The sequence below is a fragment of the Rhizobium sp. SRI_017 genome, assembly GCF_057586295.1.
Map to the genome: position 1 here is coordinate 219,756 of NZ_JBYCZP010000005.1, position 15,576 is coordinate 235,331.

Consider the following 15,576-nt stretch of genomic DNA (forward strand, 5'->3'; position numbering starts at 1 on the left):
TGCATCCTTCAAAACCGCATGCAACGGTTTATTTGAAGCCAGACAGATATAGCCGTTAAATCGATTTAGATGCAAGCCAAAGGGCGTAGAAAAACCGCCGGCTGGGGCGGGCCGGCGGTTTACACCCGACTGGACGGAGCCTTCCGCCTGGCGACGGAAGGCCCTGGACCTCATTGGGTGAGGCGTGTGGCCGTCGCGGTGGCGCGCTCTCCGATATATTGGAAAGCCGCATTCAGGTCCTCGGCGTCCTCGGCCTTGAAGTAGTGGGCCGAAGTCGTGGCGCAGTAGCTGAGCAGTGCCTGGCCACGGTCAGGCGCCATGAAGGCGACGGAATAGACCTCGATGCCTGCCTGCCGTGCAGCGTCGCACCACTTCTTGGTCTCGGTATCTGCCGAAGTGTAATTGTTGTCGCCGTCGGTCATGAAGACGATGTATTTCGACGGCACCTGGCCATTCTTCTGCATGTGCAGCGTATCCTCGCTGGACGCGCTCACGGCATTGTAAGCTGTCTTGAAGGCCAGGCCTGAATCGGTGCCGCCGTTGGCCGTCAGCTGCGAGATGTAGGTCTTGGCATGCTCGACGCTCCAGGCAAGATTGACCGGCGTCTGCATGGCGCTGTTGTAGGAGACGGACGCAGTGCGTACGAACATATTGTCCGGGTCAGCCGCCTTAAGCTGGTCCATCAGGTTGGTGGCGGCGATGCGCAGCGCGGTGATCTTGTCATAGTAGGTGTAGCAGGTCGTCGTCCGGCGGCCGTAGCGGCATTGGTAGCTGCCCGACACCGTGTTGGTATATTCCGCCATCGAACCGGAGCGGTCGAGGACGAGATACATGGAGAGCGCGTTCTTGCTCTCCGTGGTCGACTGCGTGGTGCTCGACACGGCGACACGCCCGCTGGAGCGACCCATGAAAGCCGATAGCGTCGAGTACTTGACGTCGTAGCAGGTGGAAACCTTGACCGTGTATTTCTTCGCCGTGCCCGTGGTGGTCAGCTGCTGGACGTCGACATTGGTGCAAGTCGCGAAATCGAAGGGATCTTCTTCCGTATCGGGCGCATCGATGTGATTGGCCATCTGGCCCCGGACGAAGTCGGCGGCGAGCGTCTCGGCCTGGGTCGTGGTGATCTCCTCGTTGGCGAGCGACGAAGCGGCCGCCAGTGCTGCTGCATCGGCCGCGTTTTGAAGCGCGGCCTTCGACGCAACCATCTTCGACATGTCGATCGCCATGCCCGCGGCCGCTAGGCCGACCGGCAACACGATCGCCGCGATAATGGAGAGATTGCCTTTCCTGTCTTTCAGAAATTCGCGACGAATATGCGAAAAGTTCAAAGGCATGGCGCTTCTCGAGAGTTGGGGTTTCGATGAAGCTAAAAGTTAACAGCGATTTATTGTATTCGAGTTTCTGAATATGTTGTGAATTTATTAAAGATGGAATCGAAATCGCAACACGAAATCAAGCTTTTACCGGAATGACGTCTACGGCTTGGTCAGTTGTGTGACCTCCGTAGATGCGCAGGATTCCGATCATCGGGGCGACGTCGGAATAGTCCCTTCCGTAGGCTACCCTTATGTGGTCGGTGCCAGCCATCATATCGTTGGTGGGATCCCACTCCATCCAGCCCGTGGCGCGACCGCACCAGACGCGAACCCAGGCATGCATGGCGTCGGCACCTTCGAGCCGTTCCTTGCCGGCCGGCGGAATGGTGCGCAGGAAGCCGGAGACATAGCCCGCCGGGATATCGAGCGAGCGTAGCGCCACGATCATCACATGGGTGAAATCCTGGCAGACGCCCTTTTTCAGCTCGAAAGCCTTGCCGGCCGGCGTGTCGACCTTGGTGGCGCCCGGTACATAGGTGAACTCAGTGTGGATGGCACGGCAAAGGGCATCGGCGGCCTCGCGGATGCTCATCGAGGGCTTCACCAGGGCGCGCGCCCATTTGGCGATCTCGGCATTCGGCGGCAGCCGCGGGCTCGCGGACAGGAAATGGTGGGGCGAGTCAGGCTGGAGCGTCCAGCATTCGAATGTCTCGTCGGTGACTTTCGAAACCAGTGGTGAGAAATCGGCGATCGCCGGCAGGGTATCGACCTGAACGCGGGCCTGCATGCGGATCTCAAGATCCTGATGCGGGTTGCGGAAGCTGATCGAGGAAGCGGGATTGCCGAAGAAGTCGATGAAGTCCGAACGCTCTTCAGGGACCGGATCGACGCTGACCGTGCCGACGATGAGGCGCTGGATGGGTGAAAGGGTCAGCGGCAGCACGCGAAGCACGTGGCGGGCACCGCTCGGGCCGACCTCGTATTCGTAGGTGATCTTCATCGAGATGTCGTAGAGCATGACCGCTTTCAGATGGATATGTAGGTCTTCGCCAGAAGATCGGACAGCTTCTCCATATCCGATTCGAGCTGCGAATAGACCTCTTCGGTCATAGCCTCCGGCGTCATTAGCGAAAGTGTGTTGTAGATGCGGAGAACCTCCCGGTAGAAGGGCGAATATTGCCCGTTCACCGTTGCGTTGGGCAGCAGTTCCACTTCCGTCTTGATCTCATTCAACTGGTAGAAGATCGAGCGCGGATTGAGCTGGTCCAGCGCCAGCAGGTCGGTCACCGTCAGGCGTGCCGTGGCGACATTGTAGCGGCGGCGATGGGTCATCACGCTGTCGCCGATCTCGATCAGCATGTCGAGCGAGCCATCGGGTGCTTCTGCGCCTGAGAAATGACCGAGAAGGCGCGCCATATGCAGTGCACGTTCGAGGTGGCGGCCGATCGACAGGAAGCGCCAGCCAGTGAAGCGATACATGTTCTCATGCACGAGACCCGCGAAGCCCGCGAGCTTACGCAGCAGGATGGTCATGGCGCGGGTGGCGTCGTCGCCGGGCTGCACCTTGTCGCGGAAGTCGCGCGCGGTCTTGGCGAGGTCGTTGAGTGCCAGCCAGCCGTCGGGAGAGAACCGGTCGCGGATATTCGAGGCGGAATAGAGCGCGCTCGATATGTTCATGACGAGACTTTCGGGCACGACCTCTGCGGTGTCGATATCGAGCGCGTCGAGATAGTCGGATACATTGGCCAGCAGCGGCTGTTTCCGGTCGGCATATTCGGCGAAGCGGCCGTGCCAGGCGCGCAGAATGCGCAGCGCGCCTTCCGCCCGTTCGATATACCGGCCGAGCCACAACAGGTTGTCGGCGGCGCGCGACGGCAGGCTGCCCGGCATGTTGCGGGTGAAGGTCTCCTCCGACGGCAGCAGCGTGGACCATTTGACCGGCGCGTCGGATACGATCCAGACATCGGCGACGGATCCGCCCTTCTGCATGGCGATGGCCGAGACATCGTCGCTGGCGCCGATCCGGGCGAAGCCGCCGGGCATGATCTGCCATCCGTCGCGGGTGCGGGCGGCGAAGACGCGCAGACTCATCGGCCGCGGCGAGAGCTTGCCGTTGACGAAGGCCGGCGTGGTCGAAAGCTTGACGACCTCTTGTCCGACGAGGCGATGACCTTGCTCCTTCAACCGCTCGAGAAGCGCGGCGTTCTTTTCCTTGGAACTTCCGCCGGGCAGAGACTCGTTGCCGTCGTCGAAGAAGGGCAGCCGGGAATAGGCCGGACCGATCACCATCCGGTCGAGATTGCGAATGACGTGCTCGCGCTCGTTCTTCTGGCCGCACCACCATGTCGCCACGGAGGGCAGCCTCAGTTCCTCGTCGAGCAGCCGGCGACAGATGGCCGGCATGAAGGCAAGAAAGGCACGGGTTTCCAAGAGGCCGGAACCCAGTGAATTGACGATGGTGACGCTTTCGGAGCGGAGCGCCTGGACGAGACCAGGCGTGCCGATCTGGGATTTCTGGTCGAGTTCCAGCGGGTCTGCATAGGTGGCGTCGAGACGTCGCCACAGCACGCTCACCGGCTTCAGGCCGGCGACGGTGCGAACCATGACCTGGCCGTTGACGACGGTGAGATCTTCGCCCTCGAGCAGCATGAAGCCGAGATAGCGGGCAATGTAGGAATGCTCGAAATAGGTCTCGTTGGCCGGGCCGGGGGACAAGACCGCGATCCGGTCTTCCGGGTTTCGTTTGTAGGCCTGCAGCGCATCGCGAAAGGCGCCGAAGAAGGAAGCGAGGCGGTGGACATGGGTTTCGGCATAGACGTCCGAGAAGGCGCGGGTTGTGGCCACGCGGTTTTCGAGCGCAAAGCCCGCACCTGACGGTGCCTGTGTCCGGTCGGCAAGGACCCACCAGTCACCATCGGGCCCGCGACCGATCTCGAAGGCGACGAAGTGCAGATAGTGGCCGCCGGCGGGCTTGAGGCCCACGAGGGGACGCAGGAATTCCGGGTTGCCGGCAATCAGCGCCGGTGGCAGAACGCCTTCCTGGACCAGGCGATTGTCGGAATAGATGTCGGCGGCGATGCGTTCGAGAAGTTCGGCGCGCTGCACCAGGCCCTCGGAAAGCGCGAGCCACTCCTTGTCGCTGATCAGGACGGGGACGTGGCTGAGCGGCCAGGAGCGTTCGGCATTGGGCGCGCCTCCATAGACACGATAGAAGACGCCGGCGTCCCGCAAATAGCGATCGGCCCTGTCGATGCGGCGATCGAGTTCGGACTCGTCCATGCCCGATAGCCGTTCTAGAAAATGCTGCCAGACCGGGCGCACCTGGCCATCGGGTCCCAGCATTTCATCGGGAGCGCCTGCCAGCGGCCGGTAGTCCAGCTTCTTTTTCGCTCCGGCTTTCGCCTGTGCCCCGGTTGCGGTCATCTACACTCTGTCTTTCACATGCCCGTTCTTCATATCCCGGCGGGCCTTCTCAGATCCAGCGTCAGCGGGAAATCCGGATGCGGCGCTTCCCGCAATAGCTGGTAGCGCCCGGCCGTGTGACCCCATGGCTCGAAGCGGGCGAGGCGCCTTGCCTGAGCTTCATAGCCATTGACCGGAAAGGTCTCGTAGTTCCGGCCGCCGGGATGCGCAACGTGATAGATGCAGCCACCCACGGCTTTCCCCGACCAGTTATCATAGATATCGAAGGTAAGCGGTGTGTTTACCGGCAGAACCGGGTGGAATCCCGACGGCGGATGCCAGGCCTTGTAGCGCACGCCGGCGACGGCGATGCCGCGCGTCTGGGTGTTGGTAAGTGGAACCGGACGCCCGTTGCAGGCGACCGAGAAGCGCTCGGGATTGGTGGTCTCGAGCTTGACCTGCAGCCGTTCGACCGAGGAATCGACGAAGCGGGCCGTGCCGCCGATGGCACCGGTCTCGCCGGTGACGTGCCAGGGTTCGAGCGCCTGGCGGAGTTCGAGCTTGGTACCCTCGAAATCGACCTCGCCATAGAAGGGGAAGCGGAATTCGAGCTGGGCCTCGAACCATTCCGGCCGGAAAGCGAAGCCGTGGATCTTGAGGTCCTCAAGGACATCGATGAAGTCGGCCCAGACGTAATGCGGCAGCATGAAACGGTCATGCAGTGTCGTGCCCCAGCGGGTGAACTTTCCTTCGACCGGCGATTTCCAGAAGCGGGCGATCAGCGCGCGGACGAGGAGCTGCTGCGCAAGGCTCATCCGCGAATCCGGCGGCATTTCGAAGCCGCGGAATTCGACAAGGCCGAGGCGGCCCGTCGGGCCATCAGGCGAGAACAGCTTGTCGATGCAGACTTCGGCACGGTGGGTATTGCCGGTGGAGTCGACGAGCAGATTGCGGAACAGGCGGTCGACGAGCCAGGGCAGCGGCGGGACGCCCTTGCCGGGTGCCGGGACCTGGGCGAGCGCGATTTCGAGTTCGTAGAGGCCGTCGTGGCGGGCTTCGTCGATGCGCGGCGCCTGGCTGGTCGGGCCGATGAACAGGCCGGAGAAGAGATAGGACAGCGACGGATGGCGCTGCCAGTAGAGCACGATGCTCTTGAGCAGGTCCGGGCGGCGCAGGAACGGGCTGTCGTTGGGATTGGCGCCGCCGACCACGACATGGTTGCCGCCGCCGGTGCCGGTATGGCGGCCGTCGATCATGAATTTTTCCGCGCCGAGGCGGCACTGGCGGGCTTCCTCGTAGATCGTGGTGGTGATGTCGACGCATTCGCGCCAGTTCGAAGCCGGATGGATGTTGACCTCGATGACACCAGGATCGGGCGCGACACGGATGACGTTGATGCGCTCGTCCTGCGGCGGGGTGTAGCCCTCGATATGGACGGGCAGGCCGAGGGCGGCGGCGGCGCGTTCGGCCGAGGCGATCAGGTCGAGATAGTCCTCGAGTTGCTCCGTCGGCGGCATGAAAATGCAAAGCCTGCCGTCGCGCGGTTCGATCGAGATCGCCGTGCGGACGCGACCGCCGATTTCCTCATAGGACTGTCCGATCTGAGGCTGCTGCGGGATGTCGGGCCTGAGCGAATGCTCCGGCATCAGCCTGCCCTTCTCCACGGAGAAATCCGGCAGATTCGGCCTCGGGACGGTGGGGTCCGCGGGGTTGATATAGGGATACCAGGAGGGTGCGATATAGGGGAGCGAATTGAGCGGCAGCCGGAAACCCACGGGGGAATCGCCGGGCACCAGGAAGATGCGGCCGCGCCGCGTGTTCCATTTCTCGCTGACCCAGACACGGCCCGAAGCACGCGCATTCCAGGCCTGTACCGGCAGCACGAAGCCCGACGGCGTGTCGAGGCCGCGCGAGAAGACGCGGGCAATGCGGTTGCGTTCCTCGGGATCCTTGATCTTCGAATTGGCCGGATCGACATTTTCAGGGAGGTTGGCTTCCTTGACGATCCATTCGGCGGGATCCTCGAAGGCGGGCTGGACATTTTCGGGCGTCAGGTCGAGTTCCACGGCGATCGCCGCGAGCAGCTTGCCGGCATCCTCGATCGTCGCTTTGTAGTCGTCGCGCTCGATCGCCACGAGCTGTTCGTCACGCCAGATCGGCAGGCCGTCTTTGCGCCAGTAGAGCGAGAAGGTCCAGCGCGGCAGGCTTTCGCCCGGATACCACTTGCCCTGGCCATAATGCAGGAAGCCGCCGGGTGCGAAGCGCTCGCGCAGGCGGCGGATCAGGGCGTCAGCAAGGCCGCGTTTCTGCGGACCGACAGCGCCGGTGTTCCATTCGTCGGACTGGAAGTCGTCGATCGACACGAAGGTCGGCTCGCCACCCATGGTGAGGCGGACGTCCTCGGCCTTGAGGAGGGCGTCGACCTGCTCGCCCAGCGCATCGAGATGTTCCCAACTGTCCTGCGGGAAAGGCTTGGTGATGCGGGGATGTTCGGAGACGCGCATCACCTTCATGTCGAAGGCGAATTCGGTTTCGGCCTGGCCGAAATAGCCGCCGGTGATCGGCGCGGCGTTCTTGAAGTGCGGCGTGGCTGCGAGCGGGATGTGACTCTCGCCGGTCAGCAGGCCCGAGGTCGGATCGAGGCCGATCCAGCCAGCGCCGGGGATATAGACTTCGCACCAGGCATGCAGGTCGGTGAAATCGACCTCGGTGCCCGACGGACCGTCGAGCGCCTTGATGTCGGGCGCGAGCTGGATCAGGTAGCCGGAGACGAAACGGGCGGCGAGGCCGAGATGCCGGAGCGTTTCGACGAGCAGCCAGCCCGTGTCGCGGCAGGAGCCGAGCGCGAAACTGAGCGTTTCCTCGGTGCTTTGCACGCCGGGTTCCATGCGGATGACGTAGCCGATCTGGTTCTGCAGGCGCGCGTTCAGGGCGACGATCATGTCGACCGTCTTCTGCTTCGAGCGGTCGAGCGTGTCGAGGAACGCCTGCAGATGCGGGCCGGGAGGCTCCGGCTTCATGTAGATGGAAAGATCTTCCTTGAGGTCCTCGGGATAGGCGAACGGCCACATCTCCGCGCTTTCCTCGACGAAGAAGTCGAAGGGATTGTAGACCGTCATGTCGGCGACGAGGTCGACCTCGACCTTCAGTTCGGTGACCGGCTCGGGAAAGACGAAGCGGGCGAGATAGTTGCCGTAGGGATCCTGCTGGAAATTGACGAAATGGCCTTCGGGCGAGACGCGCAGCGAATGGCTCAGCACCTTGGTCTTGGAATGCGGCGCGGGCCGGAGGCGGATGACCTGGGGCGAGAGGATGACCGGCTTGTCGTACTTGTAATGCGTCAGGTGATAGATACTGGCCTTGATCGACATAAGCTGCCTTGTTCCCCTGCTTTTATTTATCGATCTTGTGCGCTGCAAACTCGGAAAGCAACCGTTAATCGACGTAGGAGCCACAGGTTGGCGCCTTGACTCCCATCGATCGGCGCTGTATTTAACAAAAAAGTTAATTAACAGAAATGTTAGATATGCAACGCGATCTGTCACTCGTCTTTGCGGCGCTCGGAGATCCGACGCGGCTCGCCATCATCCAGCGCCTCGCTGACGGCGAGGCCTCGGTGCAGGAACTGGCCGAGCCCTTCGACATCAGCGGCCCGGCGATCTCGCGGCATCTCAAGGTGCTGGAACAGGCCGGGCTCATCAGCCGCCGTCGCGATGCACAGCTTCGGCCGTGCCGGCTGGAGCGCGAGAAGCTCGAGGAAATCAAGGATTGGACGAAGCGGATGCGTCGGTTTTGGGACGATAGCTTCGACCGGATGGACGACTATCTCGAAGAGATCATGGAGGAAAAGAAATGAATGTGATGAGCAAGTCGGACCGGGTACTCGCCTTCGAAAGGGTCTTCGACGCGCCGCGCGAAATTGTCTTTGCGATGTGGACGCATCCCAAGCACCTGATCCGCTGGTACGGACCGCGCGGCCATAGCGTCACAACCTGCGAGGTCGATTTTCGCGTGGGCGGCGGCTGGCGCTTCTGCATGGATCAGGGCACGCAGGAGACCTGGGTCTGGGGCACCTATCATGACATCCAGGAGCCTTCAAAGCTGGTCTTTTCCTCGTCCATGCATTGGCATCGCTACGAGACGCTGGTGACCATTCATTTCGACGATCTCGGCGATGGCCGCACCAAAATGCGCTTCCGCCAAGAGGAATTCGGCAGTTTCGAGGATTGCGAAGACCATCGCTGGGGTTGGACGAGCGCGCTCGACAAGCTCTCCGAACAACTGGCGGTCATGTACACGGCGGGCCTTTTCACCGATCTCCTCTGGAAGGAACCGCGTTCGAACGGCGTCGCGGAGGATTTTGCCGAGGCAGCGCGGCGGGCGACGGAGGAACGCATGCGCGATCCCATTTCAGCGATCCCGCCGCGCATGCGCTGATCAAGCGATCTTGGCCAGTGGCAGCGACAGCCTGCGGATCAAGAGCTCAAGCGTGTCACTGAGCAGGACCCGGGCCTCATCGCTGAGGCCCGACAGGATCGACTCAATCTCCCGGCTCGGATCGAGCTTCAGGAGCGCTCGCCCGGATGTCGTGACTTCAAGGATTTCCGCCTTACCGCGCGGCTGATCCTTCGATTTCGCCAGCAACCCCTTGTGCAGAAGCGTCCGCACGGTCCGGCTCACCGGGCCGTTTGCCATGCCCTGGAAACGGGCAAGTTCGCTTGCGGTACAGAGATCGCGTCGGGCTTTGGAAAAGTATCTAAGCGCCACCCATTGCGCTGGAAACATGTCATGCTGGTAACCGCGTGCATGCAGCATGCGGGCGATGAGTTCGAGCAAATCGGCAAGTGCAGTCGCGGATGGTGTCATCATGGCTTCTCCGGCCCCGGTTCATCCCGGGCGCGGCGGATAAAAATGACGGAAGCCGAGCTCCGTCAAATGCTTTGCCGAGAGAGCCTAAACAAATCTATAATGTGATCAGTGAAGTTGCCTGTTGTCAGGCAATATCAGCATGTTAGGAGAAGCTCATATGGAGACCATCGCCTTTCGCATGGTGCTCAACCCTGGGCAGAAGGCGGAATATGAGCGGCGCCATGACGAGATCTGGCCCGAGCTCGTGGCCCTGCTGAAATCGGCTGGCGTGTCGGATTATTCGATCTGGCTCGACGAGGAGACCAACCATCTGTTCGGCATCCTCAAACGCCCTGAAAACCATGGCCTGGACGCGCTTCCCAAGGAGGCGGTGATGCGGAAGTGGTGGGACTACATGGCCGACGTGATGGCGGTAGAAGGGGATAACACACCTGTGCAGGTGCCGCTGACCCGTGTTTTCTATATGGAGTAGCGTCATACCCTTGATGCGGGAGGATGCATGAACAGGATCGACCTCGACGGACGGCACGCCGTGATATCAGGCGGTGGGCAGGGGCTGGGTTTTGCCATGGCCAAGCGGATGATCGAGTCTGGCGCCAGGGTCACATTGTGGGACATGGACGGCGACGTTCTCGACACGGCGGTCGAGGCGCTCGGAGCCGCGGCGGCGGGCGAGGTCGTCGACGTATCGGACTGGGAGCAGGTGGAGCGGGCGCACGCGGCGACGCTGGCCCGTGGACAGGTCGACATCATCGTCAACTCCGCAGGCATTGCCGGACCTGCCGCGCCGCTCGAAAATTACGACATCGCCATGTGGCGGCGGATCATCGACATCAATCTGACCGGCACGTTCCTGGTCAACCGCGCCTTCGTGCCCGACATGAAGGCGCAGAACTATGGCCGCATCGTCAACATCGCCTCGATCGCCGGCAAGGAGGGCAATCCCAATGCCTCGGCCTATTCGGCTTCGAAGGCGGGCGTTATCGGGCTCACCAAATCGTTGGGCAAGGAACTGGCGGGCTTCAACATCGCGGTCAACTGCATCACGCCGGCGACGGCGCAGACGCGGATCCTCGAACAGCTCACGCCGGAGTTCATCGAATATATGCGGGTGCGCATTCCGCGCGGGCGGTTCCTCGAAGTGGAGGAGGCGGCGTCGATGGTGGCGTGGCTGGTGTCGGCCGAGAACAGCTTTACGACGGCGTCGGTTTTCGATCTTTCGGGTGGTCGGGCGACTTATTGAGTTTGCATTGCTGCGAGCCAGGCAGCGAAGCGGGTGAGGGCAGCCTTAGCGGCGGCGCTTCCTTCGCCGCCGTGAAGGAAGCCATGATCGACGCCGGGGACGCGATCGAGCGAGACGTCGCGGCCCTGTGAGGTTAGTGCCTGGGCGAGGGCAAGGGTGTCGTCGCGAAGCGCGTCATCCTCGGCGGCAATCAGATAGACCGGGACCGGGGAGGGTTTGACCAGCGTCTCGATCGAATAGGCGTCACGCCCGGCGAGGTCGAAATAGCGCTTGACGCAGTCGCGATCGGTACCGTCGGCGCGATTGCCGCGCGTGCGGATGGACTCCGTATCCAGCAGGCCGTGGGCGCCATAGAAGCTCGCCACGCCTATGATGTGGTTGCGAAGATTGTCCGGGAGGCTTGTTTCCGTGGCGAGCGCGATGGCGCCACCTGCGGAGTCGCCGCAGATGACGAGATTGTCGATGCCGGTTTCGATCAGGTGGCGGATCACTGCCATGCCATCCTCGGCGGGCGCCGGCGCCTGGTGGTCCGGGGCCAGGCGGTAGTCAATGGAATGGACCGGGAGCCCGGTGTGACGGGCAAGGCGGGCGGCGATGTCGGCATGTGTGACCGGCGAGCCGACGATAAATCCGCCGCCGTGGAAATAGACGATGGCCGTCTTCGCCTCCCCGTCGCCGGGGAAGCAAAGCACGCCGACGGCATGGGTGTTTGCTCCAATGCGATACCAGACGGCATCCGGAGGAACCGGCTTTGCCCGGGCGCGCGCATAGTCCTCACGCAGCGTCCCGATATCGCCATTCAGCCAGTCGAAGTGCGTGGCGCTCTCCTCCGTCAGGCGAACCACCAACGTTCAGCGCCGCGCGCGCCATCGAGCGGCCAGTTAGCCGAGAGCTGGCCGGAATGGGCGACGGTGGCGCGGCGCGCATAGAGCCAGTTGCGGAAAAAGGGGATGATCGTGCCGCCATCATCGCTGACCAGCCGCTGCATTTCGCCATACATCTCCGTGCGCTTCTTGGCGTCGATCTCGGCCCGCGCCTCATTGAGCAGCACGTTGAAGCGTTCGTTTTCGAAATGCGACTCGTTCCAGTCCGCGCCCTTGGCATAGCCGAGCGAGAAGATGATATCGGGCGTCGGGCGCTGGCCCCAGCCGGCCATGCAAAATGGCTTCTTCAGCCAGACATCGCTCCAGTAGCTGTCGTTCGGTTCGCGCTTCACCGCGATCTCGACGCCGATCTGCTTGGCCATTTCGGCATAGAGCGTCGCCATGTCGACCGCGCCGGTAATCACCGTATCGGCCGCGGAAAGGTCGATCTTCAGCCCTTCGAGTCCGGCCTTCTTGATCAGCGCCTTGGCCTTGTCGGGATCATATTCGCGCTGCGGCTGGGAGGCGTCGAAGAAGGGCATGATCGGGGCGATGGGATGGTCGTTGCCGATAGAGCCGTGGCCCTTGAGCATGCGGTCGATCAGAACCTGCCTGTTACAGGCGAGCTTGAGCGCCATACGCAGGTCCTTGTTCCTGAACGGCTCGGCGTCGCAGAACATCGGCATGCCGACATGGGTGCCGGAGGGGACTTCGTCGAGGCGGAGATCCGGGTTCGCGGCAATCATGTCAGACGTGTTGTAGTCGCATTCGATAACGGCATCGAAGCTGTCGGAGGCCAGCGCCGACTGGCGAGCGACGACGTCGTTGACGGCGGTGAAGGTGACATCGGCGAAATGGCCGCGGTCCTTCTTCCAGTAATTCGGATGCTTGCTGAACGCGGCGCGGATGCCTGCCTCGAATTCCTCGAGCTTGTAGGCACCGGTGCCTGACGATTCCTGCGGATCGACCTTGCCGTCTTTCGAGGCCATCATGATGAGATGATAGTCGGTCAGGGCATAGGGCAGGTCGGCATTGCCGCTCTTGAGCTTGATCGTGACGGTGTTGGCGTCGTCTGCCTTGATCTCCTCGATGCCATCGAGCAGCGCTTTGGCGGCGGACTTCGAGGCCTCGTCGCGGTGATAGTTGAGCGAGGCGACGGCGTCATTGGCGTCAAAAGTCTTGCTGTTGTGGAATTCGACGCCCTTGCGGATGCGAAAGGTCCAGGTCCTGGCGTCCTTGGAGGCCTCGAAACTTTCGGCGAGTTCGCCGGTCACCGTATTGTCGGGCGCGATCTCGGTGAGGAAGTTGTTCTTGGTATGCGCCATGGTGATCATAAAGCGCGAATTGTAGGTGGCGGGATCGAGGCTGTCGGCGGTGTTGCCGTCATCGAGGCCGACGCGGAAGGAGCCGCCCGACTTCGGCGTCTGGGCGGCGACATCGCGCGCAAAGAGGCTGGACGCGGCGGTGACGCCGAGGCCGACGCTCAGCGCGCCCTGCATGAATTGACGCCGGTCGATCTTTCCGGACATGGCCTGCGACGTCAGCCGCGCCAACCCCCGTGACTGCTCATTGTCGGTCATCTCAGCTCTCCAGTTTTCGATTGATCCCCGCAACCTGCCTTTTGACATCTGGCAGTTTTTGCTCGCGGTGATCCTAGGACTGGGAGCGGTCTATCAATGGGCAGGGTTCGGCAAAAAATGTGCAGCAATCGTCAGGAATGGTTTTAAGCTGCGATGGAAACAAGAACGCCAGCCCGTGTGAAACAGGGCTGGCGGAGATGGGGCTGGACGCCCGGGTTCAGTCTCGGGGTGAAGACTGAGGGAGAGCCGGATCAAAGGCTGGCATAGAGCCTTGGCGCATCCTCGAGCGTGAAGCGGAAGGGGACGGGCATGGTGTTGAACCATGCCCTGGACGTGCCGCCCCGCAGCAGAGATTCTGTCCGCGCCGTGTCGGCGATGGCGCCGCCGTAGAGGCGGTTGGCGAGATTGAGCACACCGGTCTGGTGCATCGCCTCGGTGCCTGAGGCACAGGCGTCCTTGACGATCAGGACGCGGAAGCCGCCGGCCATGGCGTCGCGGACGCTGGCTGCGATGCAGGCCTCTGTCCAGACGCCGGCAATGACCAGCCATTCGATGCCAAGCGCTTCCAGTCTGGACTGCAGCGAGCCTTCTTCGAAGGCGGAGGCGTCGTTCTTGTGCAGCACGACCTCGCCGTCGGTTGGGGCGACCTCGTGGCAGATGGCAACGAGCGGGCTCTCGCGGCGGCTGAAGGCGGGGCCGCCATCCTCGGCGAGTGGCTCGAAGGGACGCGGTGGGCGGATGTCGAAATCGCGGACGAAGGCGGCGTGGAAAACGTGCACGCCGCTCGAACGGGCGGCGGCCAGCAGGCGGGCGGATCGGTCCAGCACCTTGTCGAGATCGGCGGCGATGCAGAGCGGGTCGGAGCGCTGGTCTTCCTGCAGATCGACGAGCAGCAGCGCGGTCTTCTTGGGATCAAGCGTCAGGTCGGCATGCATCAGGGATTTCCAAGCAGGTCATCTTCAAAGGGGAAGCGGGAGATCAGCGCGCCGCCGGTCTCGGTGACCAGCACCTCCTCTTCCAGCTTGACGCCCTCGCGGCCGCCCTTCTCGCCGATATAGCTCTCGACCGAGACCACCATGCCCGGCTCGAGATGGCCTTCGCGGCCGTAGGTCTCGAAATCTATCGCATGGGCGATGAAGGGCGTCTCGCCGTGCATGCCGACGCCATGCATGACCGAGGTGTAGCGCTGGTCGACGAAGCGCGCCGGGATCTTCCAGGCCTGGTCGGCGATCTCGCGGAAGGTGATGCCGGGCTTGATGAGATCGATGTTGTGCTGAACCTGGTCGTAGGACATGCGATAGAGCATCTTCTGGTATTCGGTCGGCCGGCCCGGCCCGCAGCGGAAGGTGCGGGAGAAGTCGGAATAATAGCCGTAGCAGCCGATCGTGTCGGTATCCAGCGCCACGAGTTCGCCGGGGCGCAGCTTGCGGCCGCTCGCCTCGTTGAACCAGGGATTGGTGCGCTGGCCCGAGGTCAACAGCCGGGTTTCGATGAATTCGCCGCCCTGGCGGATCACCTCGCCATACATGACCGCGAAGAGTTCGTTCTCGCTGATGCCGGGTTTGATGGCATCACGGACCGCAGAGACGGCGGCCTCCGCACCGGCCATCGAGACCTGCAGGCACTTGACTTCCTGCGGTGTCTTGACGGCGCGGACGGCGAGGATTTCGCCCTGGATGTCGCGCACCTCGAGCCCCTCGGCTTCGAGCGCCAGCGCCTGAATATGGGTCGAGCGGTCCATGCCGATCTTCCTGTTGCCGGGCGATTGCTTGCGCATCAGGTCGGCAATCTCGCGGGCGAAGGGTGCGGCGGTGGATTCGTCCTTGTTCGATACCGAGGACCAGACGAGCTTCGACGGCCGCGCCTCGTCGATCGTCTCGAGCGCTGTGGAGACATGATAGCTCTGCGGATAGTCGAACAGCGTGATCGGGCCTTCGGCGGGGATGAAGATGTAGCGCGTCGAATTGCGCAGGAAATAGCCGAACATGTTGCGGGTGCCGGTGGCATAGCGCTGGTTATAGGGGTCGAACAGGAGAACACCGCCGTAAGCCGACGCTTTCAGCCAGGCGCGGACCTTGGCCAGCCGCTCCTGGCGAAGCTGGTAGGCGTCGATGGCGGATGGTTCGGTATCTGACAGCCACATGCCGTTGGACGGGTCCTCGGCCATCGGATGGCGCATCCGGTCTTGCCAGTCGACATCATCGACGCGATCAGGGTCAAAAACAACGATGGACATGCCGGCACCTCTCCAATTGCCAGCCGACTATAGCGATCGCAGCATCGAGGATTGTGCAGGAAACCGC

13 protein-coding genes are annotated in these 15,576 nt (G+C 62.4%); 4 read left to right on the forward strand and 9 right to left on the reverse strand.

Going from position 1 to position 15,576, the window contains the following annotated elements:
- Positions 1-170: 170 nt before the first annotated feature.
- The 4 genes from AC2YI2_RS13765 to AC2YI2_RS13780 form a co-directional block, all read right to left on the reverse strand.
- Positions 171-1,334: a vWA domain-containing protein gene (locus AC2YI2_RS13765; RefSeq protein WP_487387043.1), complete on the reverse strand. Its 1,164-nt coding sequence runs from the start codon at positions 1,332-1,334 to the stop codon at positions 171-173.
- A gap of 118 nt (positions 1,335-1,452) precedes the next feature.
- Positions 1,453-2,334: a transglutaminase family protein gene (locus tag AC2YI2_RS13770; RefSeq protein ID WP_487387044.1), complete on the reverse strand. Its 882-nt coding sequence runs from the start codon at positions 2,332-2,334 to the stop codon at positions 1,453-1,455.
- An 8-nt stretch (positions 2,335-2,342) separates the two neighbouring features.
- Entirely contained in the window at positions 2,343-4,739 is a 2,397-nt protein-coding gene (locus AC2YI2_RS13775) for a circularly permuted type 2 ATP-grasp protein (RefSeq protein WP_487387045.1), read from the reverse strand.
- 29 nt (positions 4,740-4,768) lie between these two features.
- Complete coding sequence (locus AC2YI2_RS13780) at positions 4,769-8,089, reverse strand: transglutaminase family protein (RefSeq protein ID WP_487387046.1); 3,321 nt, start codon at positions 8,087-8,089, stop codon at positions 4,769-4,771.
- Between the two features lie 155 nt (positions 8,090-8,244).
- Here AC2YI2_RS13780 and AC2YI2_RS13785 point away from each other — a divergent pair, with 155 nt between their 5' ends.
- Both AC2YI2_RS13785 and AC2YI2_RS13790 read left to right on the forward strand, forming a co-directional pair.
- Positions 8,245-8,574, forward strand: a complete 330-nt coding sequence (locus AC2YI2_RS13785; protein WP_487387047.1) for an ArsR/SmtB family transcription factor — start codon at positions 8,245-8,247, stop codon at positions 8,572-8,574.
- The gene (locus AC2YI2_RS13790) at positions 8,571-9,155 is read left to right on the forward strand and encodes an SRPBCC family protein (RefSeq protein WP_487387048.1); all 585 of its coding nucleotides are present in this window, start codon (positions 8,571-8,573) and stop codon (positions 9,153-9,155) included. The genes AC2YI2_RS13785 and AC2YI2_RS13790 overlap by 4 nt, the downstream gene beginning before the upstream one ends.
- On the opposite strand, the gene AC2YI2_RS13795 is transcribed toward AC2YI2_RS13790, so the two are convergent.
- Entirely contained in the window at positions 9,156-9,587 is a 432-nt protein-coding gene (locus AC2YI2_RS13795; RefSeq protein WP_487387049.1) for a MarR family winged helix-turn-helix transcriptional regulator, read from the reverse strand. It lies immediately after the preceding gene.
- 157 nt (positions 9,588-9,744) lie between these two features.
- Between AC2YI2_RS13795 and rhaM the strand changes: the two genes are divergently transcribed.
- Complete coding sequence (rhaM, locus tag AC2YI2_RS13800) at positions 9,745-10,059, forward strand: L-rhamnose mutarotase (RefSeq protein ID WP_487387050.1); 315 nt, start codon at positions 9,745-9,747, stop codon at positions 10,057-10,059.
- Between the two features lie 27 nt (positions 10,060-10,086).
- Positions 10,087-10,830 carry an SDR family NAD(P)-dependent oxidoreductase gene (locus tag AC2YI2_RS13805; RefSeq protein WP_487387051.1) on the forward strand — a complete coding sequence of 248 codons (744 nt, stop codon included), beginning with the start codon at positions 10,087-10,089 and terminating at the stop codon, positions 10,828-10,830.
- On the opposite strand, the gene AC2YI2_RS13810 is transcribed toward AC2YI2_RS13805, so the two are convergent.
- The 4 genes from AC2YI2_RS13810 to AC2YI2_RS13825 all read right to left on the reverse strand — a co-directional run bounded on the left by AC2YI2_RS13810 (position 10,824) and on the right by AC2YI2_RS13825 (position 15,509).
- A complete protein-coding gene (locus tag AC2YI2_RS13810; protein ID WP_487387248.1) occupies positions 10,824-11,675 on the reverse strand; it encodes an alpha/beta hydrolase in 852 nt (283 codons plus the stop codon). The genes AC2YI2_RS13805 and AC2YI2_RS13810 overlap by 7 nt on opposite strands.
- A complete protein-coding gene (locus tag AC2YI2_RS13815) occupies positions 11,663-13,273 on the reverse strand; it encodes an ABC transporter substrate-binding protein (protein WP_487387052.1) in 1,611 nt (536 codons plus the stop codon). Before AC2YI2_RS13815 ends, AC2YI2_RS13810 begins: the two co-directional genes overlap by 13 nt.
- A gap of 251 nt (positions 13,274-13,524) precedes the next feature.
- Complete coding sequence (locus tag AC2YI2_RS13820; RefSeq protein ID WP_487387053.1) at positions 13,525-14,208, reverse strand: isochorismatase family protein; 684 nt, start codon at positions 14,206-14,208, stop codon at positions 13,525-13,527.
- On the reverse strand, positions 14,208-15,509 hold the full coding sequence (locus AC2YI2_RS13825) for a M24 family metallopeptidase (RefSeq protein WP_487387054.1): 1,302 nt from the start codon (positions 15,507-15,509) through the stop codon (positions 14,208-14,210). Before AC2YI2_RS13825 ends, AC2YI2_RS13820 begins: the two co-directional genes overlap by 1 nt.
- Positions 15,510-15,576 lie beyond the last annotated feature (67 nt).